Source organism: Methylobacterium carpenticola (assembly GCF_042748905.1).
GTDB classification, from domain to species: domain Bacteria; phylum Pseudomonadota; class Alphaproteobacteria; order Rhizobiales; family Beijerinckiaceae; genus Methylobacterium; species Methylobacterium carpenticola.
The window spans coordinates 3,995,947-4,020,288 of record NZ_JBHZEO010000001.1 but is presented as its reverse complement, the minus strand read 5'-3'; the positions used below and the strand labels follow the sequence as shown (position 1 = coordinate 4,020,288).

Below are 24,342 nucleotides of genomic sequence, written 5' to 3'. Positions count from 1 at the left end.
ATCTCCCGGGAGGTCAGCCGCCCGCGACGATGCGGGCGGCGATCCGGGTCATGTAGCCCGCCATGGCGTCTCCCATGAAGGGCAGCATCAGCAGCATGGCGGCGAAGACCGCGACGATCTTGGGCACGTAGATCAGGGTCTGCTCCTGGATCTGCGTGAGGGCCTGAAGCAGCGACACGACGAGCCCGACGATGAGGGCCACCACCATCAGCGGACCGGCCACCTTGAGGAAGGTGACGATTCCGTCGCGGGCGATGTCGAGGATGGCGAGACCGGTCATGGGAGAGTGGGGGCTCGAGGAAGCGATGGTGTGGCGGGAGGCTCGGTGCATCGGTTCGAGAGCCCATCTCCCCTCTCGCGAGCGGGAGAGGGGCTCCCCGCGCCGCGGCATGTCGCCGGGCGGACGTGATGCCTGCGCGGAGGGACGCTCACCGGTCTCGGCTTGCGCCCGCATCCGCGCCGCGGCTCAGATCTGCATCCGCATGATGTCCTCGTAGGCCGAGATCACCCGGTCGCGGACGGCGACGAGGGTCTGGAGCGCGGTCTCGCTCTCGGCCACCGCCGTCACCACGTCGACGACGTTCGCCTTGCCGGCGCCCACCGCCATCATCTGCTGCTCGCTGCGCCGGCCGGCATCGGCGACGCCGTCCACCGCCGCGGAGAGCATCTGCCCGAAACCGCCCTCGGCGGCAGCGGGGCGGGCCGCCGGTCCGGGCCGGCCGAGATTCTGGATCGCCGCGTAGGCGCCGGCCGCGAAGGCGTTGGTCGGCATGGGGGATTCAGACCTTCAGAATGTCGATGGTGCGGGAGATCATCCGGCGGGCGGCCGTGACCATGTTCAGGTTCGCCTCGTAGCTGCGCTGGGCCTCGCGCATGTCGACCGTCTCGACGAGGAGATTCACGTTGGGCAGCCGCACGTCGCCGTTGGCGTCCGCCGCCGGGTTGCCGGGATCGTGCTTGGTGCGGAACGGACTCTGGTCGCGGCGCACGCGGCCGAGATCCACCACGCTGGCATCGAGTTCCCGGTCGAGCCGGTTGGCGAAGGTCGGGACCTTGCGGCGATAGGGCTCGGCGCCGACATTCCGCGGCTCGGAATCGGCGTTGGCGATGTTCTCCGAGATCACCCGCATCCGGCCGGACTGGGCCCTCAGGCCCGAGGCGGCGATGCCGATCGCCTTCATGAAGTCCATCGGCGGCCTCCGCTATTTGCCGACCGCACTGCGCAGCATCTGCAGGCTCTTCTGGTAGAGCGAGGCGGCGAGCTGGTAATCCGCCTGGTTGTCGGCGGCCTTCATCATCTCGTCCTCGAGGCTCACCGCGTTGCCGCTCGGCACCACGTCGAACCGGGTGCGCTCGCGCTCCTCCGCCGCGCCCGCCGGACCGCTGCCGGCGAGATGCATCGGGCTCGTGCGCTCCACCGCGATCCCCGCGGGCCGCGAGGCCGCGAGGCCGCCATCGGGCCGGAACACCGGCGCACGCAGGTCGCGGGCCTTGAAGCCCGGGGTGTTGGCATTGGCGACGTTCTCGGCCAGGACCTTCTGGCGCGTCTGTTGCCACTGCATGCGGTTGCGCAGCATGCTCACGAGCGGGAGATCGGCGACTGGCACGGGCGGCCCCAGATTCGGTCGGCAAAATCTGCCGGCCTTATGGTTAAGGGGTCGTTAATCCGGCCGGGCGCGCCCCCGCCGGGCCTGCTGCCGGATCGCCAAATCCGACAGGAAGTTGTTAAGACGTTTTAACACGGCCTGCGCAGGCGCCGGGCCCGCGTGTTAGAAACCCCTCGTGTCGCGTCGGTGCCCCGGGCACCTCAGTTGTGAGAGACCGCGCTTTGCTCTCCTCGCTTTTCGGGACGGATGGTTCGCCCGTGATCTCCTACCTGATCGTGTTCCTGATCATGGTGGCACTTCTCAGTGCCTTCGCGTTCGGCGCGAAGCGCTTCGCCCGCGGCCGCCTCAGCCTGGGCAACGGCGGCGGGCAGCGGGGCCGTCAGCCGCGCCTCGGCATCGTGGACATCTACGAGCTCGACCGGCAGCGCCAGCTCATCCTGCTGCGCCGGGACAACGTGGAGCACCTGCTGCTCGTCGGCGGCCCGAACGACGTGGTGGTCGAGCGCAACATCATGCGCGTGGCCGGCGCGCGCCTCCCGGCCGAACTCGCGGAACGGGGCGAGGCGCCCCCCGATCCGCTGCCGCTCCCGGCGGAGAGCGAGCCGGCCTCGCTGCCGCCGCCCCTGCCGCCCTTCCCCGAGCCGCCCGCGCCGGCCGAGGCCCCGGAGCCGGTCTTCACCTTCCCGCCGCCCCTGCCGCCGACGCCCGCCCCGCCGCCGCCCGAGCCGATGCCCGCGCCGGAGCCGCCGCCCGTCCGGCCCCAGGTGCCGCCGCGTCCGGCCTCGCGCTTCAACGCCTCGCGGCGCGTCGAGCCGCCGAGCCTGCGCGCGGGCCGCCAGGCCCCGCCGCCCCTCGACATGCCGCCGGTCGAGCCTGAGCCGCCCGCCCCCGTGCCGACTCCGGCCGGCACGCGGGGCGCCGAGCCGCGCGCCGTCGATGCGGCCATCCTCAACGACATGGCGCGCCAGCTCGAAGAGGCGCTGCGCCGGCCGTCCTCGGCGGTCGCCCCGTCGCGTCCCGCCGTGCCGGTGATGAGCCGGCCGCCGGAGCCGGAGGCCGAGCCCTTCGCGACCGTGCCGACGCCCGAGCCGGACCCGCCGCCCCCGCCGCCGCCGGCCCCCGAGCCGGCCGTCCCGGAACCCGAGCCGCCGGCACCCGAGCCCGCCCCGCCGCCCGAGCCGGAGCCCGTCGCGGTGGCGCCGGAGCCGGAACCGCCCCCGCCGCCGGAACCGGAGCCCGAGCCGCTGCCTCCGGTCCCCGAGCCGCCCCCGCCTGCCCCGGAACCGCCGCCGCCCGAACCCGTCTCCGCGCCGGAGCCGCCTCCTCCGCCCCCGCCGGAGCCCGAGCCGGAACCGAAGCCCGAGCCGGCGAAGGCCGCGGCCGCGCCGAATCCCTTCTCGGTCGAGGAGATCGAGGCCGAGTTCGCCCGCCTGCTCGGCCGGCCGCTCGACAAGCGCTGAGGGCGGTCACCGGCGCTGTTGCCGTACCGCCGCGCCCGCCCACAAGCGACGCGGCGGCACGGCCCCGCCCTTGCGCCGGTCGCGCGGAGGGCGCCAGGGTGCGGGCATGGGCCTCCTTCGATCCATCCGGGGCCGGCATGCCCTCTGGCTCGCCGGGCTCATCCTCGTCGCCTCGGCAGGGGGCGCGCTCGCGCAGAGCCTGACCGTCGATCTCGGTCCGAGCGGCGGCGTCACCGAGCGGGCGCTGCAGCTCGTCGCCCTCATCACCGTGCTGGCGCTCGCGCCCTCGGTGCTGGTGATGGCGACCTCCTTCACCCGCATCGTGGTGGTGCTGTCGATCCTGCGCTCGGCGCTCGGGACGCAGACCGCGCCGCCGAACGCGGTGATCGTGAGCCTCGCCCTGTTCCTCACCGCCTTCGTGATGGCGCCGACGGCGCGGGAGGCCTACCGGGCCGGGATCGAGCCCCTGGTCGCCGGGCAGATCCAGCAGTCGCAGGCCTTCGATCGGGCCTCCGCGCCGTTCAAGGCGTTCATGCTGCGCACGGTGCGCGAGAAGGATCTCAAGCTCTTCCTCGATCTCGCCAACGGCCCGCGCCCGACGACGCCGGAGGCGGTGGGTCTGGAGATCCTGACGCCGGCCTTCATGATCTCGGAGCTGCGGCGGGCCTTCGAGATCGGCTTCCTGCTCTTCATTCCCTTCCTGATCATCGACCTCGTGGTCGCCTCGATCCTGATGTCGGTCGGCATGATGATGCTGCCGCCCGCCACCGTGGCCCTGCCCTTCAAGCTGATCTTCTTCGTGCTGGTCGACGGCTGGACCCTCGTCGCCGGCTCGCTGGTGCAGAGCTACGGCGGGTGAAGCCCCCGCCTGCCCTCACCCCGGCGGCGCCCCGCCCGCCCGTCGCGCCTCCGGCGCGGGCTTGGCATCCGGCACGGGCTTGGCATCCGGCGGAAGCCCGGGCCGGTCGGGCACGGCGGTCTCGGGATAGCGGGCGCGATAGGCGCGCAGGAACGCCGTCAGCGTCTCGGCGCTGATCGCCTTGCCGGCGAGATCGCGGAAGGCCGCCGTGCGGGTGGCGTTCGGGGCCGAGAGCAGCGCGAAGGTGCGGGCATCCGGGCTCTCGGCCATCTTGGGCGTGAACTTCGCCCGCAGACGGTCGAGGCTCAGGGTCTCGTCGGCGAGCGCGTAGGCGATGGCGGCCCGGATCACATCCCCCCGGTCGGCGTCGCCGAGCGGGCCGGGCTCGCGCCAGCGGCCGCCCACCAGCGCCTCGTGCGCCTCCCCCGCCTCGCGCCAGCGCCGGGCGCTCCAGACGATGTCGGCGCGCAGCCGGGCCGCCTCCGGGCCCTCCATCCCCTCCAGCAGTTCGAGGGCGAGGTCGGTGCGCGAAAGGTCCGAGAGAGCGCGGGCTTCGAGCAGGGTGCGGGCCTCGCGCAGGCGCTCCGGCAGCTCCGGCAGGCGGGTCGCCTGCAGCACCTGGATCGCCTGGAGCGGATGATCGTCCATCAGCCGGATGCTGGCGAGGCGCGCCGCGACGCCCGCCCGCGCCGCGCCGGTGAGGCGCTTGTCGACCTGATGCTGGAGGAGGTCCGCCGCCGCGTCGAGGAGGTCGAGGGCGACGAGCCGGTCGGCGAGGTTGCGCACGACCGCGTCGCCCTGACGCCCGAGAGGCGTGAATTCCTTGAAGTCGAAATAGAGGGCCAGCGCCTCGACGCGCCCGAGGCTCGCGCCCCGCTCGCTGAGGAACAGGTCGGCGAAGAGCCCGACCATGTCCTGGTGCAGCCCCCGCGTCGCCGCGTGCTCGGGGAAGAGCCGGTTGGCCTTGCGGGCGGTGACGAAGGCGTCGCGCCAGCGCCCGGCCTCCGCATAGGCGCGGCTCAGGCGGGCCAGGGTCTCGGCCTCGATGTCGCCGCCGTGCCAGACGAGGGCGAGGTGCTCCAGCCGCGCCAGGATCTGCTCGCGCGGGACCGTCCCGGCGGCGCGCGCGAGGTCGACGAGGCGCAGGGCCGCCTCGGCGGCGACCGGAGCCTCGCCCTCCGCGGCGAGGCGCTCGTATTCGCGGCGCGCCGGCGCCTCCTGGCCGAGCTGCTCGGTGAGCCGGCCGCGCAGGAGCGCGATCTGGTCTCGGGTCAGGGCCGAGTCGGTGATCGCGGCCGCCGCCGCGATCACCCTCTGGGCCAGGGTGAGGTCGCGCGCATCGATGGCGAGGCCCGCCAGCATCGTTAGGATCGGCAGCCGCAGATCCTCCGGATAGGCTTCGGCCACCGGCATCGCGGCCTTGAGGGCACCGAGCGCCGCCGGGCCGGCGAGGCGGCCGCGGCGGATCTCGACCACGCTGCGCCAGAGCCGGGCCTCCGGGTCCTGGCCGAGCTTGGTGTCGCCGCCGAGGATCTCCGCCGCCTGGAGGTCGCGGCGCAGGCGCATGGCGGCCAAAGCCGCGAGGATCCGGGTCGTGCGGTCGGCCGCCGTCACCGCATCCTCCTTGGCCGCGAAGGCGAGGACGGTCGCGGCCTCGGCATCGAGCCCGTTGGCCAGGAGCACGCGGGCGAGATCGACGCGCGCGGGCGAGCGGCCGAGCCGGTCGGCGGTGGCGACGGCGTTCTGGGCGGCGCGGATCCGGCTCAGCACGTCGCCGCGGCGGTCGGCGCGCCAGCGGTCGGGCTGGATCACGAGGTCGCCGGGGGAGACCGGCGGGCCAGCATCGGGCGCCTCGCCCGCCACGGGGCTCACCGCGAGGCCGCCCGCGCGGGTGATCGCGACCCCGGCGAGGCCGGGGCGCACCACCAGATCGTCGGCGAGCGCCAGCACGGCGACGCCCTGGCGGCTGGGAAGCAGCTCGAAATCCACGAAGCGGCTGCGTTTGGGGATGCCGGCGAGCCGCGGTCCCGGCGCCGTCGCCACGGCGATCCGCTCGCCGTTGCGCTCCAGCCAGACCACCGAGCCGGCGGGTGCGAGCGACACCGTGACGGCGGGCCGCCCGGCCGCGTCGGCCGCCCGCCGGGGCGCCAGCAGCTCTCCGGGCGGCAGGCTCCCGTCGCCGAAGACGAGGGTCCAGCCCGGACCCTCGCCCGGGGCGAGCTGAGCGATCAGCCCGCCGTCGACGGCGAAGCGCAGAACCGCGAAGGGGCCCTCGGATCGCGGCGGCTCGGCGAGGCGGACGGGCGAGGCCGTGAGCGCCGCGGCATCGAGCCGGATGGGAGCGGGCGTCTCGAAGACGAGGGTCGCGATGCCGCCGCGCTCGAACAAGGCCGCGGCGGGCCGGACTGCGAACGGGAAGGCGACGCGCACCGCGCCGTCGCGTCGGACGATCCGCGCCTCGACGGGGCCGATCGGCATCGGGCTCGGCGGCCGGGCCTCGGCCGTCTCGGGCGTGGCGTCCGAGGCCGGATCGGCCCGCGGCGTCTCGGGGATGCCGGCCCGGGCGGGCTCCGGCCTGGGTGATTCCGGCCTGGGTGATTCCGGCCCAACGGGAGCGGTCTTGACGGGCTCCGGCGCCCGCGCCGCCGCGGCGCCATCCACCGCCTTGCGGGTGAAGTCGATCGCGAAGCCGTCGTCGTCCCGGTAGCCCTCGGCCTCGTAGCCCTCCGCCAGGGTCAGGGTCAGGCGGGTCCGCTCGGGACCGCCCTCGACCGCGAGGGCCTCGACGGCCGGCTTGAGGCGCACCGCGGCATCGGTCGGCTGCGGTGCGTAGGCGCCGTCGAGGGTCAGGCTCAAGGCCCGGCCGTTGCGCGCGAAGGCCGCCGGGGCCGCGGCGGCCAAGCGAACGGTGAGGCGCGTGAGCGTCGGCAGCTCGGCGGTCTCCAGCCGCAATGGCAGCGCCGCGGGCGCCGTGCGCGCCATTTCCCGCCGTAGCCGGGCCTCCGCCTCCTCGGCCCGGCGCGCGAGATCGGCGACCACCTCGGGCGGCAAGCCCGGGGGCAGCCCGCTCCAGGTCTCCGGCAGGAGGTCCACGAAGACCCGCTCGGCGGCCTCCAGCACGTTGACGGTGAAGGGGCGCTGCAGGGCGATGCGCAGGCCGCTGCCGTCGGGATCGCGCCGGGCCATGGTGATGTAGGCCGGCATCTCCGCGGCCAGGCGCTCGCGCCCGCCGGACGCCGGCTCCCGGAAGCGGATGACGAGGATGCTGCCCGTGACCTTCGCGGTCACCTTGACGCTCTGGTCGAAGGTCAGCGCGATGCGGCCGAAATTGCGCGGCTCGGATCCCGCGATGGCGACGAGCTTCGCCGCCGCCGCCCCGGCCGTGCCGAGGAGCAGCGCCGCGAGCGCGATGAGGAGGCGCGCTCCCCACCGGCCTGTGCCCGTCCGACCCATCCGCCCACCGTTTCACGACCGGGGTCGGAGCCTCGCACGGGAGGGCTAACGCGGCCTTAAGGGGACCGGGTTCAGCCCACCACGATGCGCCCCTCGACCCCGAGCAGCCGGGCCAAGCCGCGCAGGCGGCTCACCACGCGGTCGCTCGCGAGCGCCCGCAGATCCTCCGGCAGCTGCAGCACCAGGGCGCCCTCCTTCAGGAGGAGCGGGGTCCGCGGCAGCACCCCTTCCATGGCCACCGAGATCGGGAAGGCCACCCGCAGGGCCGCGCCGAGCAGGCGGGCGAGTTCGAACAGGCGGCTGCCTGCGAGCTGGCGCAGGGTCGGGCTCGCCTTCTCGGGCGCCACGCCCTCGTGGCGGAAGAACACCGCCACGGCGAGATAGGCCCGGCCCGGATGATCGATGCCCACGAAGGCCCCGTGGGCGATCAGGTTGAGGCTCTGCTCGCCCCGGTAATCGGGATGCGTGCGCCAGCCGATATCGGCGAGCAAGCAGGCCGCGTGCCGCAGGCGCCGCTCGTCCGTGGTCTCCGGCGTGTTCTCCAGGCTCGCCATGAAGGCGTCGGTCCAGGCCTGGAGCTCGGGGCCGTGCCCGGGGCAGCGGGCGCGCAGCTGGTTGAGTTCCGCGGCCGCCAGGAGCAGCGGATCCTGGTTGCGGCCCGCCGGATCGAGGAGTTCGTAGAGCAGCCCCTCGCGCACGCCCGTAGCCGAGACGGCGATCTCCCGCGGGCGCCCGCTGCGGATGATCTCCTCCAGCACCACCGCCCCGTAGGCGAGGAGCGGCCGCCGGGCCTCCGAGACGCTCTCGACCGCGGCCAGCGTCGCCGCGTCGACCCGCTCGACCACTTCGAGGAAGTTCAGCTCGTCGGCCGGATCGATGGTGTAGCCGTGCATCACCCGCATCGGGTAGCCGCGGGCCGCCTGATGCAGGCGCGCCAGCGCCCGCCACGTGCCGCCCACCGCGTAGAAGGTGCGCCCGCGCATCGTCTCGAGCTGGGGAGCCGCCTTCTTGAGGGTGTCCGCGGCGATCTTCCGGGCCTTCTTGAGCGAGCCGCCGCTGAGATCCTGGAGCGCGAGCCCGCCGAGCGGGGTGGTGACGCCCCGGCCGACCAGGGGCCCCCGCACGTCGACGAGTTCGAGGGAGCCGCCCCCGAGATCGCCCACCACCCCGTCCGGGGCGTAGAAGCCCGAGATCACCCCGAAGGCCGACAGCTCGGCCTCGCGCCGGCCCGACAGGAGTTCGATCGGCTGGCCGCAGGCCGCCTCGGCGTCGCGCAGGAAATCCGGCCCGTTCTCCGCGTCGCGGGCGGCGGCGGTGGCGAGCACGAAGGTGCGCCCGACCTGGATGGTGCGGCAGAGTTCGCGGAAGCGCGCCAGCGCCTGGAGCGCCCGCCGCACCCCCTCCTCGTGCAGGCGCCCCGTCGAGAGCACGTTGCGGCCGAGGCCGCATAACACCTTCTCATTGTAGAGCGGGGTCGGCGCCCGGGAGCGGTTCGCGTAGGCGACGAGCCGGACCGAGTTCGAGCCGATGTCGATGATGGCGATCGGCTCGCCCGGGACGATGCGCGCGAGGGCCTCGCTCGAAGCGGGGGCGGCGGGGCGTGAGGTGTCCAGATCCATCGAGTTTCTCGCGACGGCACCGCCGGCGGGCGCGGTGGGTGGGCGCGGCCTCCCGCGCCCCCTTCAGTCGCTGGCCCTTATGGACGGAAGGAACCGCCGTGTCAGCCGCCCTGGCTGCGCCGGCTTAGGGAGCGCGGGCTCGACTTCTTCGAAGCCTTTCCACGTCCGGACAGGCTCGGATTCGTCATGAAATACTTGTGGGCGTTGAAGGGTTCCTCGCCCGCGGCGGGCTGGATCCGCTCGCTCGCCCCCGAGGCCAGCACCCGCCAGCTCTGCTGGTTGTCCAGAAGATTCGCCAGCATGATCTGGTCGAGCACCTGCTGATGCACGGTGGGGTTGAGGATCGGCAGCAACGCCTCCACGCGCCGGTCGAGGTTGCGACTCATCAGGTCCGCCGAGGAGATGTAGACCTTGGCCTTCGGGTTCGGCAGGCCGACGCCGTTGCCGAAGGCGTAGATGCGCCCGTGCTCCAGGAACCGCCCGACGATGGACTTGACCCGGATGGTCTCGGAGAGGCCCGGGACGCCGGGACGCAGGCAGCAGATGCCGCGCACCACGCAGTCGATCTGCACCCCGGCCTGGCTCGCGTCGTAGAGGGCGTCGATGATCTGGGCGTCCACGAGGGAGTTGCACTTGATCCAGATCGAGGCCGGGCGGCCGGCCTTGGCGTGCTCGATCTCCGCCGCGATGTCCTTGAGCAGGCGCGGCTTGAGGGTGAGCGGCGAGACCGCCATCCGCTCCAGCTCCGCCGGCTCCGCGTAGCCGGTGATGAAGTTGAAGATGCGCGAGACGTCGCGGGCGATCACCGGATCGGCGGTGAAGAAGGAGAGGTCGGTGTAGATGCGTGCGGTGATCGGGTGGTAGTTGCCCGTGCCGACGTGGCAATAGGTGACGAGCCGGTCGCCCTCGCGCCGCACCACCATCGAGAGCTTGGCGTGGGTCTTCAGCTCGATGAAGCCGAAGACCACCTGCGCACCCGCCTTCTCCAGGTTGCGCGCCCAGCGGATATTCGCCTCCTCGTCGAAGCGGGCCTTCAGCTCGACCAGGGCCGTCACCGACTTGCCCGCCTCGGCGGCCTCGGCGAGGGCCGCCACGATCGGCGAGTTCGAGGAGGTGCGGTAGAGGGTCTGCTTGATCGCCACCACGTTCGGGTCGCGGGCGGCCTGGGTGAGGAACTGCACCACCGAATCGAAGGATTCGTAGGGGTGGTGGACCACGAAGTCCTTCTGGCGGATGGCCGCGAAGCAGTCGCCGCCGCTCTCGCGGATGCGCTCCGGGAAGCGCGGGTTGTAGGGCTTGAACTTCAGGTCCGGCCGGTCGATCGAGACGATCTGGGACAGTTCGTTGAGCGCCAGCATGCCCTCGACGACGAAGACCGCGTCGGCGGCCATCTCCAGCTCGTCGGCGACGAAGCTGCGCAGATCCTCCGGCATGCCCGCCTCGACCTCGAGGCGGATGACGATGCCGCGGCGGCGCTGCTTGAGCGCGGTCTCGAAGTGGCGGACGAGATCCTCGGCCTCCTCCTCGATCTCGAGATCGGAATCGCGCACGACCCGGAAGCCGCCCTGGCCCTTCACGAGGTAGCCGGGGAAGAGCCGGCTCGTGAACAGCACGATGACCTGCTCGATGGCGATGAAGCGGGCCGGGCCCGTCCCGCTCGGATCGGGCAGGCGCACGAAGCGCTCGACCACGGCGGGCAGGCGGATCAGCGCGCGCAGCACCCGCCCGTCCCGGGGCCGCACCAGCATCAGGGCGAGCGTCGAGCCGAGATTCGGGATGAACGGGAAGGGATGGGCCGGGTCGATGGCGAGCGGAGTCAGCACCGGCAGGATGTGCTGGAGGAAGTATTCCTCGAGCCAGCCCGCATCCTCCGCCGAGAGGCCCGCCGCCTCCACGAGTTCGATGCCGTTGCGGTGCAGGTCCTCCCGCAGCTCGCGCCAGCGGCGCTGCTGGTCGCGGGCGAGTTCCGACACCTCGGCGCCGATGCGCGCGAGCTGCTCGGAGGGGCTCAGCCCGTCCTGCGAGGGCGTGGCGATGCCGGCGCGCACCTGATCGTGCAGGCCCGCCACCCGGACCATGAAGAACTCGTCGAGGTTGTTGGCCGAGATCGACAGGAAGCGCAGCTGCTCCAGGAGCGGATGCCCGGTATTCGAGGCCTCCTCCAGCACGCGCCGGTTGAACTGCAGCCAAGACAATTCGCGGTTGACGAAGCGGGCCGGCTCCTTGCGCAGGGCGCGGCCGGCGGCGACGGCCTCCTCGACCGGAGCGGCCGCCCGAGCCGGGGCCGGCGCCTCGGGCAGCGGCCCGATCTCGTCGGGAGCCTCGATGGGCTTGGCATCGGCGACGGCGGGTTCGGTCACGGGGAAGCCTCCTGATGAAGCCTGTCTCGCGGGAAAGTCCGAGGGCGTGACAGGTGAGTTTGACATTCGCATGAACGCGCCGCCCCGGGCCCGGAGGGGCCGGGACGGGCGCCCGTCACGGCTCCTCTCCCCGAGGCTCGTCGAGGGCCGCCAGCGTCGCGAGGGCGAGGGGCCGGGTGATGCGCCGGCTGCGGGCGAGCCCCTCCCGGTCCAGGGCGGCCACCACGTCGCGGGCGCGGCCGAGGGAGCGGTCGATGCGCAGGGCGAGAGCGTCGACCACGCTGGTATCGACCACGAGCTGGCGGTCGACGAAGAGCTTCACGAGCACCGCCCGCAGCAGCGCCTCGTCCGGAGGATCGATCCCGACGGTGGGCGCGAGGCGCAGCCGCGAGCGCAGGTCGGGCGTGGCGATGCCCCAGCCCTCGACCGGGCCGGCCCCGGTGATCACGAGGCTCGTGCCCCGCTCGCGGGCGAGGTTGAGGAGGTGGAACAGGGCCGCCTCGTCGCGGCCCGCCGGCCGGTCGGCATCCTCGATCACCAGGGCGGCGGCCTCGGCGAGCCGGGGCACCGCGGCCGCCGCGACCTCCGCGGCGGCGACCGTCGGAGCGCCCGCCTGCGCCGCCCAGATCGCCGCGAGATGGCTCTTGCCGCTGCCGGCGGGGCCGGTGAGGACGAGCACCCGGTCCGGCCAGTCCGGCCAGGCCTCGATGCGGGCATAGGCCTCCTCGTTGCTCGGCCCGACGAGGAAATCCTCCGGGCCGAAGCGGGGATCGACCGGCAGGTCGAGGGTGAGCTGGCGCGGCGTGTCCGGCATCAGATCCGGCTCCGTGCATCGCGGTCGGTCACCGCCAGCGGCAGCGGGGCGGCGGGCAGGGGCGGCGCCTCGGCGCGGTAGAGCGCGCTCTCCAGGTAGCGGCGCACGGCGAAGCGCGCGATGACGCCGAGCGCCGCGGCGAGCGGCACCGCCAGCAGCAGGCCGAGGAAGCCGAACAGGGAGCCGAAGGCGAGGAGCGCGAACATCAGCCAGACCGGGTGCAGCCGCACCGCATCGCCCACCAGCTTGGGCTGGAGCACGTTGCCCTCCAGGAACTGCCCGACGAGGAACACCCCGAGGGTGGCGAGGATCCAGGTCCAGTCGGGCCAGAACTGGACCAGCGCGACGCCCATGGAGAGCAGGAACCCGGTGAGCGAGCCGACATACGGGATGAACGTCAGGAAGCCGGCGATCAATCCGATCAGCACCCCGAAATTCAGGCCGATCAGCCAGAGGCCGGCGGCGTAGAAGGTGCCGAGCAGCACGCAGACGAGGCTCTGGCCCCGGATGAAGCTGACCATCGCCGCGTCGATGTCGCGGGCGAGGGCCCGCACCGTGTCGCGGTGGCGCAGCGGCACCCACCCGTCGAGGGTCGCGATCATGCGGTCCCAGTCGACGAGCAGGTAGAAGGCGACGACCGGCGTGACCACGAGGAGCGACAGGATGCCGACGATCGCCTGGCTCCCGGACCAGAGCGAGCCGAGCAGGTTGACGAACCAGCTCCCGGCCGCGCCGACGAGACGCCCGACCGAGGATTGCAGGTCCTGCAGCGTGCCCGCCCCGCCCACCCGTTCGAGGAGCGGCCCGGCATGGTCGGCGATGATGGCCTGGATGCGCGAGATGGTCGCCGGCAGAGTGGCGGCGAGCGCGCCGATCTGGCGCGCCGCGAGCGGCACCGCGATGATCAGCGCCAGCACCAGCAAGAGCACGAAGACGGCCAGGATCACGAAGGTGGCGGCGAGCCGGCCGATGCCGAGGCGCTCCAGCCGGTCGGCGATCGGATCGAGCACGTAGGCGAGCGCCGCGCCCGCCACGAAGGGCACCAGCACGTCGCGGAGCTGGTAGAGCAGGACGATCACGACCGCGAGGACGGCCAGGGTGATCGCGGCTCTGCGCTGGAGCATCTCTCACCTCTCCGACGGAGCCCATGCGCCCCGAGGCGCAGATAGGGAGCAGGGCTCCCGAGGGTCAAGCCGATGCTTCGGGCGCCTCAGCCCGGGTCTTCGTCCCGCGTGCCGCGCAGCCCGTGCACACCGTAGGCTGCCGCAGAGGACACGGCGAGCACCGCCACCGCCACCGCCGCCCAGCCCTCGGCCGGTTGAGGCGCGAGGCCGAGGGCGCGCAGGCCGAGGACGCCGCCCGCGAAGGCGATCTGCGCCGCGGTGTTGAGCTTGCCGATCAGGAGCGGCCGGATCGCGACGCGCCGGCCGAGGAGCCGCATCGCCAGGATCGCGCCCACCATGACGAGGTCGCGGGCCACCACCACGACCGCGAGCCAGGCCGGCACCGCCCCCTCGGCCGCGAGCATCACCAGCACCGAGACCAGCAGCGCCTTGTCGGCGAGGGGATCGAGGATGGCGCCGATCTCGCTCTGCGCCCCGAGGCGGCGGGCGAGAAAGCCGTCCAGCGCATCCGACAGGCCCGCCAGGGCGAAGCCCGCGAAGGCGAGGCCCCAGGCCCCCTGCCCGATCATCGCGATCACGACGGGGACGAGGAGGAGGCGGCCGAGGGTGATCAGGTTGGGCAGCGTCATGAGCCGGGGGCGCGCCGGAGGGGCCGGCATCGTGGCAGAAGCGGCGCGGCGCCTCCACCATCGCGGCAACCTGCGCGGGGACCTTCGCTCCTGGCCGACTCGCCGCCCGGCGCAGAAGCCGCTACACGGGGCGGAAGGATGATCCGGGGATCGAGGGTGATGACGGGCGAGAACGGGCTGACCTACGCGGCAGCGGGCGTCGACATCGACGCGGGCAACGCCATGGTCGAGGCGATCAAGCCGCTGGTGCGGTCGACGCGCCGGCCCGGGGCGGATGCGGAGATCGGCGGCTTCGGCGGCCTGTTCGACCTCAAGGCGGCGGGCTTCAAGGATCCGATCCTGGTGGCCGCCAACGACGGCGTCGGCACCAAGGTCAAGATCGCCATCGAGACCGGGCGCCACGACACGATCGGCATCGACCTCGTGGCGATGTGCGTCAACGACATCATCGTGCAGGGCGCCGAGCCCCTGTTCTTCCTCGACTACTACGCCACCGGCAAGCTGGTCCCGGGGATCGGCGCGGACATCGTGCGGGGCATCGCCGAGGGCTGCCGGCAGGCGGGCTGCGCGCTGATCGGCGGCGAGACCGCCGAGATGCCCGGCCTCTACGACGGCTCCGACTACGACCTCGCGGGCTTCTCGGTGGGGGCGGCGGAGCGCGGCGCGCTCCTGCCGGTGCCGGGCATCGCGCCGGGCGACCTCGTGCTCGGCCTGCCCTCCTCGGGCGTGCACTCGAACGGCTTCTCGCTGGTGCGGCGGATCGTGGCCGCCGCGGGCCTCGGCTGGGACGCTCCCGCCCCCTTCGCCGCGGGGCAGAGCCTCGGCGAGGCGCTGCTGGCGCCGACGCGGATCTACGTCCGCCCGCTGCTCGCGGCGCTCAAGGCGACGGAGCCCGGCGCCATCAAGGCGCTCGCCCACATCACCGGCGGCGGCTTCCCGGACAACCTGCCCCGCGTGCTGCCGGACGGCGTCGGCATCGCCCTCGACCTCGGCGCGGTCGCGGCGCCGCCGGTCTTCGGCTGGCTCGCCCGCACGGGCAACGTCGCCGAGGCCGAGATGCTGCGCACCTTCAACTGCGGCATCGGCATGGTGGTGGTCGTCGCCGCCGACCGGGTCGCGGCGGTGGAGGAGGCCTTGCGCGCGGCCGGCGAGGCCCCGGTGCGGCTCGGGCGGATCACGCCCCGGGGCGAGGCGCCCGTCACCTTCTCGGGCACGCTCGCCCTGTGACCCGGCCCGCCCGCCCGCGCACCGCGGTCCTGATCTCGGGTCGCGGCTCGAACATGGTCTCGCTGCTCAAGGCCGCGGAGGATCCGGCCTATCCGGCGGAATTCGTGCTCGCGGCCTCGAACCGGCCGGAGGCGCCGGGCCTCGCGCATGCCGCCTCCTGCGGCCTCGCCACCCTCGCCCTCGACCACAAGGCCTATCCGGACCGGGCCGCCTTCGAGGCGGCGCTCGATGCGGGCTTGCGCGCCCACGGCATCGACCTCGTGGTGCTGGCAGGTTTCATGCGCGTGCTCACCCCCGGCTTCGTCGAGGCCTGGGCCGGGCGGATGGTGAACATCCACCCCTCCCTGCTGCCCCTGTTCCGCGGCACGCATACCCATGCCCAGGCGCTGGCGGCGGGCGTGCGGCTGCACGGCTGCACGGTGCATTTCGTGGTGCCGGAACTCGATGCCGGCCCGATCATCGCGCAAGGAGCGGTGCCGGTGCGGCCGGACGACGACGAGGACCGGCTGGCCGCCCGCGTGCTGGTGCAGGAGCACCGGCTCTATCCGGCGGCCCTGGCCCTCGTCGCCTCGGGCCGGGCGCGGCTGGAGGGCGGCCGGGTGGTGTTCGCCGCCGAGGCGGGTGGGGCCGAGGGGGCGCTGCTGTCGCTGCCGGCGTGATGTCCCCCGGCCTCCGGGATGAGCCCGTCTCGCGCTCGTCGTGGCGGCCCCTCCCGGCCGGGCTTCAGAACAGGCTTCGCTCCCCTGCGGGGGTGCGCACGAGGGCGCCGTAGGTCAGTTCCGGGCCCGCCGTGATCGCGGGCGGGTCGGCGATGCCGAGCCGGGCGTAGAGCGCCGTCACCCGCTCCGGCTCGGGATGCGCGACCGTGAAGGACAGGAGCCGCGCGCCGACATCGGTCATCCCGCTGGCCGGCCCCGGCTGCCCCTCCCAATCGATCACCGAGGGCGCGATGCCGCCCACCGGGAGCGCGCCGTCCGGGCGCAGGGAGAACAGCCAGGAGCGCGTCCCGCGCGACACGCGCACGGGCCCGCCGAGACTGTCGGTCCGCGCGACCACCGCCCCGATCGCGTCGGTCCGCGCCACCCAGGCGCGCAGCCGGCGCCCGTTGTCCCAGGCCGTGCGGACCGCAACGGCCTCGTCGAGGCCGAACCAGCGCGGGCCGGACGGTGCGGGCGCCGCGGGATCGACGGCGATCACCTCCAGATAGACGTCATCGCCGAGCCGCAGCACGAGGTTGTGCGTGCCCATCTCCGGATGCCGGCCGCCCGCCTGCATCGGCAGGCCCAGGCAGGCACGCACATGCGCCTCGCCCTCCGCGAGGGACGGCGCGACGATCACCAGATGGTCGAGCCGCAGCATCGTCAGGACGGCTGCGCCGCGGCCTTGCCGTAGCAGCACTTCTTGAACTTCTTGCCGCTTCCGCAGGGACAGGGATCGTTGCGGCCGACATCGCGGTAGGGATTGTGGTGCGGGATCATCGGCGACAGGTCGGGCAGCTCCGCCGTTTCCGACTCCGGATCGGGCTCGGCCGTCCAGGCGAGTTCTTCGGCGAGGTCACCGACATAGCCGAGCCGCAGCCGCTCGAACCGCTTGCGGCTCGCGGGCTTGTCCCGGGCCTCGCGCAGGGCGCGCTCGAAATCGGCCGCGGCGGCGATGTCGGGGGGCGTGCGCCCGGTGCGGCGCGAGTTCCGCACCCGGTCGGCGAGGTCGGTGAGGCCGAGGACGCCGACCGCATCCTCCCAGCCCTGCCATGCCGGATCGCCCGCCGGCGCCGAGCCCTCCGCGTCGAAGCGGACGAGGAAGTCGTGGGTGCGGCCCGCGTCGATCCGGCCCTCGGCGGCGAGGAAGGCGATCGCCCCGAGCAGCGACATCCGCAGCAGGCCGTCCGTCCCCGGCGCCTCGGCCGCCGCGAGGAGGCCGTCCGCATCCCCGTCGAACACGCTCGCCACGACGCGGGACGCCGTCTCGGCGAAGTCGTCGCCGAGCACCTCCAGCACGAAATCCTCCGGATGCCGCAGCAGGCGCAGCAGCGGGGCGGAGACCCGCTCGTCCCGAACCGCGGCGAGCACGTGCAGGCCCCAGAACAGCAGGGTCGCGTCCGGGACCGACAGGTTCTCGCCGGCCGCCGCCCGCTCGAGGAGGGCGAGGACCGGCTCGGCGATGCTCTCGGGCGCCATCACGGCCCGGGCCAGGGCGCGCTCCGGCAAGTGGGCCGCGTTCGAGAGCTCCTCGACGAGCGACGCATCCGTCATCACCATCTCCCTCCGGAGGGCCCCGGACGGGGCCGCCTCTCAGGCGCGCAGGGTCGCGCCGGTCTTCTTCGCCACCTCGGCCACGATCTTCGCGCTCACCGCCTCGATCTCGGCATCGGTGAGCGTGCGGTCGACGGGCTGGAGGCGCACCGCCACGGCGACGGACTTCTGGTCCTCGCCGATGCCCGGCCCCTCGTAGATGTCGAACACCTCGACACCCGCGATGAGGTTGCGCTCCGCACCCTGCGCCGCCTTGAGGATATCACCCGCGGAGACGCTGCGCGAAACCACGAAGGCGAAGTCGCGGCTGAGGGGCTGGAAGTCGGAGAGCCTGACCGCCGGCTTCACCTTGGTGGGCTTGTGCTTGGGCAGCGGCAGGGCATCGAGCACGATCTCGAAGGCCACCACCGGCCCCTTCACGTCGAGGGCCTTGAGCACCCGCGGGTGCAATTCGCCGAAATGCCCGACCGGGTTGCGCGGCCCGAATTGCAGGGTGCCGGAGCGGCCCGGATGGAACCAGTCCGGCCCGCCCGCGACGACCTGAAGGCCGCCGGCCGGAACCCCGAGCGCCGCCAGCAGCGCCAGCGCATCCGCCTTGGCCTCGAAGGCGTCGACGGCCCGCGCGGCGCCGTCCCAGTGCCGCCCCGCTCCGGCGAAGCGCGCCGTGCCCCGGCGAAGCGCCGCGGCCCGGATGGTCTGCCCCTCCGGCTCGTCGGAGGCGAAGCACTGGCCGACCTCGAACAGGGCGACGTCGCCGGTGCCACGGTCGGCGTTGCGCTGGCCCGCCCGCAGCAGGCCCGGCAGCAGGCTCGGGCGCATGTCGGAGAGGTCCGCGGCGATCGGGTTGGCGAGCGCCAGCTCGGGCCTGCCGCCGCCGAAGGCCTTGGCCTCGGCCTTGGCGATGAACGACCACGTCACCGCCTCCACGAGACCGCGGGCGGCGAGTTCGCGCTTGGCGAGCCGGGTGCGCTTCTGCAGCACGGTGAGGACCGGGCGGATCACCGCCGCCTCGATGCGCGGCAGGGGCTTGGCCTCGATGCGATCGAGGCCGGCGATGCGCACGACCTCCTCGACGAGGTCGGCCTTGCCCTCGACGTCGGGCCGCCAGGAGGGCGGCAGCACCTTCACCCGGTCGCCGCTGCCGGAGACGTGGAAGCCGAGGGCTTCGAGCGTGACCTTCATCTCCGGCCGCGGCAGGTCGAGCCCGGAGAGGCGGCGCACCTCGGTCCAGGGGAAGTCGATGACGCGGTCGAACTCGGGCAAGTCGCCCGCGACCGCGGCCTCGGTCGGCACGCCGCCGCAGAGATCCATCACCAGCCGGGTCGCCAGATCGAGGCCCGGCAGGGTGAAGGCCGGATCGACGCCGCGCTCGAAGCGGTAGCGGGCATCCGTGATGATGCCGAGCCGCCGGCCGGTCTGGGCGATGTTGCGCGGGTCCCAGAGCGCCGATTCGATCAGCACGTCGGTGGTGGTCTCGTCGCAGCCCGAATGCTCGCCGCCCATGATGCCGGCGAGGGATTCCGGCCCGGCCTCGTCCGCGATGACGACCATGCCGTCGTCGAGCCGGTAGCTGCGCCCGTCGAGGGCGAGCAGCTCCTCGCCCTCGCGGGCCCGGCGCACCGTGAGATTGCCCGTCACCTTGGCCGCGTCGAAGACGTGGAGCGGCCGCCCCCGGTCGAAGGTGACGTAGTTGGTGATGTCGACGAGGGCGTTGATGGGCCGCAGGCCGATCGCCTTGAGGCGGCGCTGCATCCAGTCCGGCGAGGGGCCGTTCCTGACGCCGCGCACGAGGCGCAGGCCGAAGAGCGGGCAGAGATGCCCGTCCTCGGGCGCGAAGTCGCGGGTGACGGCGACCGGGCAGGCGCCCTCCCCGCGCAGGGGCGGCAGCGGTTCGCGCCGGAGCGTGCCGAGGCCCGCCGCCGCGAGGTCGCGGGCGATGCCGGAGACGCCGGTGCAATCGGGCCGGTTCGGCGTCAGGTTGATCTCGATCACCGGATCGTCGAGGCCCGCATAGGCCGCGTAGGCCTGCCCCACGGGGGCGTCGGCGGGAAGGTCGAGGATGCCGTCGTGATCCTCCGAGAGGCCGAGTTCGGCACCCGAGCAGAGCATGCCGCGGCTCTCGACGCCCCGGATCGTGCCGACCGAGAGGGTGATGTTCTTGCCCGGCACGTAGGTGCCCGGGGGCGCGAACACGCTGCGCATGCCCGCCCGCGCGTTCGGCGCGCCGCAGACCACCTGCACGGGCGCCGCGCCGTCGCCCGTATCGACGGTGCAGACCCGCAGCCGGTCGGCATTCGGGTGCTGCTCGGCGGTGAGCACGGCGGCGATCCGGTAGGCGGCGAGGTCCGCGGCCTTGTTGTCGACGCGCTCCACCTCGAGCCCGATGCGGGTGAGCGTCTCCACGATCGCGTCGAGGGACGCGTCGGTGTCGAGGTGGTCCTTGAGCCAGGAGAGGGTGAATTTCATGGGGATCTGCCTCGTCGGCTCAACGGGACCGCGGCTTCGCGATGAGGGGAACGGCGAGTTTCATCCTCTGCGTCCTGTCGAGCGCCTCGATGATGGTGATGGTCTGTCGGGCCTGATTGGCGCCCACATCGAAGGCCTGCGGCCCGAGCAAGGCCTTGGCTTCCGCGCTCGCGAGGCGGCTCTTCGACGGGCCGTGATCGCGGGAGCGATCGATCGCCCCCATCGTGTCGCGACGAGACCAGCCGACCAAGGCATCCGCGCAGACGCAGCAGAGAGCATGAAGGACCGCGTCGTAGGCCGTGCTCACGGCACGTCGCAGGGCGGCGTGCCCGTCGCTGCCCGCGCTCGGCGCTTGGGACAGCGTCTCCGCAACGGCCGGAAGACTGTAGACGAGAGGATTGCCGAGCCGCGTCATGCGCGCCCGTCCTCCCTCGTGTCGTCATCGGCGGCCTCTTCGTCGCCGTCCAGGATCTCGTCATCCGGGGAGGCGGAGAAGAGATGGGGACACCGTTCCTCGTCACGGTCGAGCAGAGCGCCGCGCAGGGCGCCCATGGCCCGCACGCTCGGGCGTCCGGGAACCAGGATGTTCCCGGGGGCGCAATGCGCCGTGACACGCAGGGCCTTGTCGCCCGCATGATCCACGCAGGGCTCGACCTCGGCGTGCTCGAAGCCCGTCGGCCCCAGGATGTCCTTGAGCACGGCGTTCACGAGGGTTTCGATCTCGGGCAGGGTCATGCGGCTCCCCGGGGAGGTGGCCTCAGCTCGTCAATCCGCCGACGAGGCTCGGGATGTCGAGGGGCCGGAACCCGTAATGGTCGAGCCAGCGCACATCCGCCTCGAAGAACGGACGCAGGTCCGTCATGCCGTATTTGAGCATCGCGATGCGGTCGATGCCCATGCCCCAGGCGAAGCCCTGCACCTGATCCGGATCGAGGCCGCACTGGCGCAGCACGTTCGGATGCACCATCCCGCAGCCCAGGATCTCCAGCCAGTCGTCGCCCTCGCCGAAGCGGATCTCGCCGCCCTTGCGCGAGCACTGGATGTCGACCTCCGCCGAGGGCTCGGTGAAGGGGAAGAACGAGGGCCGGAAGCGCATCTTCACGCTGTCGACCTCGAAGAAGGCCTTGCAGAACTCCTCCAGGATCCACTTGAGATGCGCCATGGTCGCCGAGCGGTCGATCACCAGCCCCTCGACCTGATGGAACATCGGCGTGTGGGTCTGGTCGGAATCGTGCCGGTAGGTGCGTCCCGGGCAGATCACGCGGATCGGCGGCTCCTGGCTGCGCATGGTGCGCACCTGGACCGGCGAGGTATGGGTGCGCAGGAGCTTGCGCTTCCCGTCGCGGCCGGGCGGCAGGAAGAAGGTGTCGTGCATCTCCCGGGCCGGATGACCCTCGGGGAAGTTCAGCGCGGTGAAGTTCAGCTCGTCCGTCTCGATGTCCGGCCCCTCGGCGACGGAGAAGCCCATGTCGCCGAAGATCGCCGTGATCTCGTCGATCACCTGGGTGATCGGGTGGACGCGCCCGCGCGTCTCCGGGCCTTCGCGCACGGGGAGCGTGACGTCGATGCGCTCGGCGGAAAGCCGCGCTTCGAGAGCGGCCTCCGCCAGCGTCTCGCGGCGGCCCAGGATCGCGCCCTGCACCCGGTCGCGCAGGCCGTTGATGAGGGGTCCGCGCTCCTTGCGCTCCTCGGGCGACATGGCGCCGAGCGTCTTCAGGAGTTCGGAGACGGCGCCCTTCTTGCCGAGCGCGGCCACCCGCACGCCTTCGAGGGCGGCCTCGTCGGCGGCGCCCTCAACCTGCGCGAGGAGGTCGGATTCGAGGCTCTGGAGATCGGTCATCGTGTCCCTGCCGGATCGCGCGGGATGCCCTGCCCCGCGGGGCGCATGCGGTCAAGCCGTGCCGGCGCGACCGCCTCGGCAGACTTGCGGTGGCGTGCCCCCGCTTCGTCCGCTTAAGTTTTTGAGGTACGGCAGGTTTTCGTCGCAGAACCGGTGACCGGTCCTGCGAAGCCCGCCTCGCGCATCGTCCGACGAAGGCGATCCCGGTTCGTCGCAGACGATGCGCTGACATCAAAGGCCTGGAGCGGCGCCCGATTGCAACCTGATCGGGCGCCGCTCCGGAACGAGAACGGCCCGCGCGAGGGCGGGCCGTCGAAGCGCGTGGACCCTGCCTGGGAAGCTTGCAGCCTCCCGCGGACAAGGTGGACGCCGTTACGCCGCCTGACGCGGTTACGCCGCCTGCGCGGTCTCGGCGGGCAGCGCCGCCTTGGCCTTCTCGACCACGGCCGCGAAGGCCGCCGGCTCGTGGATGGCGAGCTCCGAGAGCGCCTTGCGGTCCACCACGATGCCCGCCTTGGCGAGACCGTCGATGAAGCGCGAATAGGTCAGGCCGTGCTCGCGCACCGCCGCGTTCAGGCGCTGGATCCACAGGGCGCGGAAGGTGCGCTTCCGGTTCTTCCGGTCGCGGTAGGCGTACTGGAGGCCCTTCTCCACCGCCTGCTTGGCGATGCGGATCGTGTTCTTGCGCCGGCCGTAATAGCCCTTGGCGGCCTTCAGCACCTTCTTGTGCTTCGCGTGACTCGTCACGCCGCGCTTGACGCGTGCCATGATGATCTCCTGGAAATGTCAGAAACAGATTGTCGCGTATGTCGAAGTCTTCAGCCGTTCGGCAGGAAGTACTTCTTCACGTTGGCGGCATCGCCCTCGAACAGGGTGGTCGTGCCGCGCAGGTTGCGGATCTGCTTCGTGGTCCGCTTGATCATCCCGTGGCGCTTGCCGGCCTGGGCGTAGAGGACCTTGCCGGTCCCGGTGATCTTGAAGCGCTTCTTGGCGCCCGACTTGGTCTTGAGCTTGGGCATTTTGCTCTCCTGAACGCGAGCGCCTCCGGGCCTTCGTCAGGCCCGACGGGTCCGCGCCATCGGTTGCATGGAGCGAAACGAACCGCCACGGCAGCCCTCACGGCCGGGCGGTTCGGTCGAGGCGCGGGCCTTAGCACAGCCCTCCGCCGCCCGCAATCGCGGCAATCGGCCCGCACCGGCGACGCGGGCAAGCCTGTGCGCAGCGGGGGTCCCGCGCGGGCACCATCTCGTCTTGTGCGTCGCACCGGAACCATAACCGCACTGCCGCGGTTTCGTTCATGTCCCGCTCAGGCCCGATCGTGCTTGATCCCGCCAACACAGAATTGGCGTCTTGAGGAGATTTCGTCGTGCGCATTGCCCAGATCGCCCCCCTCGCGGAGGCGGTGCCGCCCAAGTTCTACGGCGGGACCGAGCGCGTGGTCTCATGGCTGACGGAGGAGCTGGTCCGGCAGGGTCACGACGTGACGCTGTTCGCGAGCGGCGATTCGGAGACGAGCGCCAAGCTGGTGGCCTGCGCGCCCGAGGGCCTGCGGCTCGCCGGCATCCGCGACCACGTGGCGAGCCACCTCGCCATGCTCTACCACCTGCGCCGGCGGGCGGACGAGTTCGACATCATCCACTTCCACATCGACCTCCTGCAGTACCCGCTGTTCGAGGATCTGAACCACAAATGCGTCACCACCCTGCACGGGCGGCTCGACGTGCCGGACTTCATGCCGGTCTACCGGACCTTCACGGGCATGCCGCTCGTGTCGATCTCCGACCACCAGCGCGGCCCGATGCCGTCGAACGCCAACTGGCTGGCGACGATCCATCACGGCCTGCCGGCGGAGAATTGCCGCTTCTCGCCCGAGCCCAAGGACGGCGGCTACCTCGCCTTCCTCGGCCGCATCTCGCCGGAGAAGCGCCCCGACCGCGCCATCGAGATCGCCAAGCGCGCCGGCGTGAAGCTCAAGATCGCCGCCAAGGTCGACAAGGCCGACCAGGAATACTGGGACGAGGTCATCGAGCCGATGACCCATCACCCGCTCATCGAGTATATCGGCGAGATCAACGAGGACCAGAAGCACGAATTCCTCGGCAACGCCCTGGCGCTCGCCTTCCCGATCGACTGGCCGGAGCCCTTCGGCCTGGTGATGATCGAGGCGATGTCGGCGGGCACGCCGGTGATCGCGTGGCGCAACGGCTCGGTGCCGGAGGTGATCAAGGACGGCGTGTCGGGCGTGGTGGTCGATTCGATGGACGAGGCCGTCGCCGCGGTCGAGACCGTGAAGGCGATGAGCCGCCGCGAGGTGCGCCGCTACTTCGACACCCGCTTCACCGCGACCGTGATGGCGAATTCCTACCTCAACGCCTACGAGTCGCTGCTGGCGGCCGAGGCGAACGCGATCAAGCTGCCGGGGCTCTCCCTCGGACAGGCCGGCGAGATCAACGGCGCGGCGAACGGCGTCCACGGGGTGAAGCCGGCCGGCCTCTGGCCGCTCTGATCATCCATCCGGCGTGATCCGAAGGCCCGGCCTCCTCGCGGAGGCCGGGCCTTCATCGTTCCGGACCCGGCACGGGCCCCTGGTACGGGCCGCAGGATGGCCCACATTGGCGGGCGTATGAGGCGG

At 72.6% G+C, this 24,342-nt stretch carries 23 protein-coding genes; 5 read left to right on the top strand and 18 right to left on the bottom strand.

Annotated features, from left to right (window positions below):
• Positions 1-13: 13 nt before the first annotated feature.
• The 4 genes from fliQ to flgB all read right to left on the bottom strand — a co-directional run bounded on the left by fliQ (position 14) and on the right by flgB (position 1,577).
• Positions 14-280: a flagellar biosynthesis protein FliQ gene (gene fliQ / locus ACE101_RS18790; protein ID WP_379132576.1), complete on the bottom strand. Its 267-nt coding sequence runs from the start codon at positions 278-280 to the stop codon at positions 14-16.
• Between the two features lie 186 nt (positions 281-466).
• Positions 467-772, bottom strand: coding sequence for a flagellar hook-basal body complex protein FliE (gene fliE / locus ACE101_RS18785; protein ID WP_379132574.1), 306 nt, complete (start codon positions 770-772; stop codon positions 467-469).
• A 7-nt stretch (positions 773-779) separates the two neighbouring features.
• Positions 780-1,190 (bottom strand): flagellar basal body rod protein FlgC, encoded by a 411-nt coding sequence (flgC, locus tag ACE101_RS18780; RefSeq protein ID WP_379132572.1) that lies wholly within the window; start codon positions 1,188-1,190, stop codon positions 780-782.
• A 12-nt stretch (positions 1,191-1,202) separates the two neighbouring features.
• Positions 1,203-1,577, bottom strand: a complete 375-nt coding sequence (gene flgB, locus ACE101_RS18775) for a flagellar basal body rod protein FlgB (RefSeq protein WP_379138788.1) — start codon at positions 1,575-1,577, stop codon at positions 1,203-1,205.
• A 287-nt stretch (positions 1,578-1,864) separates the two neighbouring features.
• Here flgB and ACE101_RS18770 point away from each other — a divergent pair, with 287 nt between their 5' ends.
• Positions 1,865-3,067: a hypothetical protein gene (locus ACE101_RS18770; RefSeq protein WP_379132569.1), complete on the top strand. Its 1,203-nt coding sequence runs from the start codon at positions 1,865-1,867 to the stop codon at positions 3,065-3,067.
• Positions 3,068-3,173: 106 nt separating this feature from the next.
• Positions 3,174-3,926, top strand: a complete 753-nt coding sequence (gene fliP / locus ACE101_RS18765; RefSeq protein ID WP_379132567.1) for a flagellar type III secretion system pore protein FliP — start codon at positions 3,174-3,176, stop codon at positions 3,924-3,926.
• 15 nt (positions 3,927-3,941) lie between these two features.
• Here fliP and ACE101_RS18760 read toward each other — a convergent pair whose 3' ends face one another.
• From ACE101_RS18760 to ACE101_RS18735, 6 genes are all read right to left on the bottom strand, one after another.
• On the bottom strand, positions 3,942-7,379 hold the full coding sequence (locus tag ACE101_RS18760; RefSeq protein ID WP_379132565.1) for a hypothetical protein: 3,438 nt from the start codon (positions 7,377-7,379) through the stop codon (positions 3,942-3,944).
• 71 nt (positions 7,380-7,450) lie between these two features.
• Complete coding sequence (gene ppx / locus ACE101_RS18755; RefSeq protein WP_379132563.1) at positions 7,451-8,998, bottom strand: exopolyphosphatase; 1,548 nt, start codon at positions 8,996-8,998, stop codon at positions 7,451-7,453.
• Positions 8,999-9,099: 101 nt separating this feature from the next.
• Positions 9,100-11,358, bottom strand: a complete 2,259-nt coding sequence (locus tag ACE101_RS18750) for an RNA degradosome polyphosphate kinase (RefSeq protein ID WP_379132560.1) — start codon at positions 11,356-11,358, stop codon at positions 9,100-9,102.
• A gap of 115 nt (positions 11,359-11,473) precedes the next feature.
• Positions 11,474-12,172 carry a P-loop NTPase family protein gene (locus tag ACE101_RS18745; protein ID WP_379132558.1) on the bottom strand — a complete coding sequence of 233 codons (699 nt, stop codon included), beginning with the start codon at positions 12,170-12,172 and terminating at the stop codon, positions 11,474-11,476.
• Positions 12,172-13,296, bottom strand: coding sequence for an AI-2E family transporter (locus tag ACE101_RS18740; RefSeq protein ID WP_379132555.1), 1,125 nt, complete (start codon positions 13,294-13,296; stop codon positions 12,172-12,174). The genes ACE101_RS18745 and ACE101_RS18740 overlap by 1 nt, the downstream gene beginning before the upstream one ends.
• Before the next feature lie 86 nt (positions 13,297-13,382).
• Positions 13,383-13,925 (bottom strand): CDP-alcohol phosphatidyltransferase family protein, encoded by a 543-nt coding sequence (locus tag ACE101_RS18735; RefSeq protein WP_379132553.1) that lies wholly within the window; start codon positions 13,923-13,925, stop codon positions 13,383-13,385.
• Positions 13,926-14,084: 159 nt separating this feature from the next.
• Between ACE101_RS18735 and purM the strand changes: the two genes are divergently transcribed.
• The gene (gene purM / locus ACE101_RS18730; RefSeq protein ID WP_379132550.1) at positions 14,085-15,152 is read left to right on the top strand and encodes a phosphoribosylformylglycinamidine cyclo-ligase; all 1,068 of its coding nucleotides are present in this window, start codon (positions 14,085-14,087) and stop codon (positions 15,150-15,152) included.
• Positions 15,149-15,811, top strand: coding sequence for a phosphoribosylglycinamide formyltransferase (purN, locus tag ACE101_RS18725; protein ID WP_379132547.1), 663 nt, complete (start codon positions 15,149-15,151; stop codon positions 15,809-15,811). Before purM ends, purN begins: the two co-directional genes overlap by 4 nt.
• Positions 15,812-15,875: 64 nt before the next feature.
• Here the strand turns inward: purN and ACE101_RS18720 are convergent, their stop codons facing one another.
• The 8 genes from ACE101_RS18720 to rpmI form a co-directional block, all read right to left on the bottom strand.
• On the bottom strand, positions 15,876-16,550 hold the full coding sequence (locus ACE101_RS18720) for a VOC family protein (protein ID WP_441005381.1): 675 nt from the start codon (positions 16,548-16,550) through the stop codon (positions 15,876-15,878).
• Positions 16,514-17,404 carry a DUF1186 domain-containing protein gene (locus ACE101_RS18715; protein WP_379132545.1) on the bottom strand — a complete coding sequence of 297 codons (891 nt, stop codon included), beginning with the start codon at positions 17,402-17,404 and terminating at the stop codon, positions 16,514-16,516. Before ACE101_RS18715 ends, ACE101_RS18720 begins: the two co-directional genes overlap by 37 nt.
• Before the next feature lie 39 nt (positions 17,405-17,443).
• On the bottom strand, positions 17,444-19,870 hold the full coding sequence (gene pheT / locus ACE101_RS18710) for a phenylalanine--tRNA ligase subunit beta (RefSeq protein WP_379132543.1): 2,427 nt from the start codon (positions 19,868-19,870) through the stop codon (positions 17,444-17,446).
• A gap of 19 nt (positions 19,871-19,889) precedes the next feature.
• Positions 19,890-20,285 (bottom strand): hypothetical protein, encoded by a 396-nt coding sequence (locus ACE101_RS18705; protein WP_379132541.1) that lies wholly within the window; start codon positions 20,283-20,285, stop codon positions 19,890-19,892.
• Entirely contained in the window at positions 20,282-20,605 is a 324-nt protein-coding gene (locus ACE101_RS18700) for a hypothetical protein (RefSeq protein ID WP_379132539.1), read from the bottom strand. Before ACE101_RS18700 ends, ACE101_RS18705 begins: the two co-directional genes overlap by 4 nt.
• 22 nt (positions 20,606-20,627) lie before the next feature.
• Positions 20,628-21,710, bottom strand: a complete 1,083-nt coding sequence (gene pheS, locus ACE101_RS18695) for a phenylalanine--tRNA ligase subunit alpha (RefSeq protein ID WP_379132537.1) — start codon at positions 21,708-21,710, stop codon at positions 20,628-20,630.
• A gap of 390 nt (positions 21,711-22,100) precedes the next feature.
• A complete protein-coding gene (gene rplT, locus ACE101_RS18690; protein WP_379132534.1) occupies positions 22,101-22,478 on the bottom strand; it encodes a 50S ribosomal protein L20 in 378 nt (125 codons plus the stop codon).
• A 50-nt stretch (positions 22,479-22,528) separates the two neighbouring features.
• Positions 22,529-22,729, bottom strand: coding sequence for a 50S ribosomal protein L35 (gene rpmI / locus ACE101_RS18685; protein ID WP_379132532.1), 201 nt, complete (start codon positions 22,727-22,729; stop codon positions 22,529-22,531).
• A gap of 347 nt (positions 22,730-23,076) precedes the next feature.
• On the opposite strand from rpmI, the gene ACE101_RS18680 reads away from it, so the two are divergent.
• On the top strand, positions 23,077-24,216 hold the full coding sequence (locus ACE101_RS18680; protein WP_379132530.1) for a glycosyltransferase family 4 protein: 1,140 nt from the start codon (positions 23,077-23,079) through the stop codon (positions 24,214-24,216).
• The last annotated feature ends 126 nt before the right edge of the window (positions 24,217-24,342 follow it).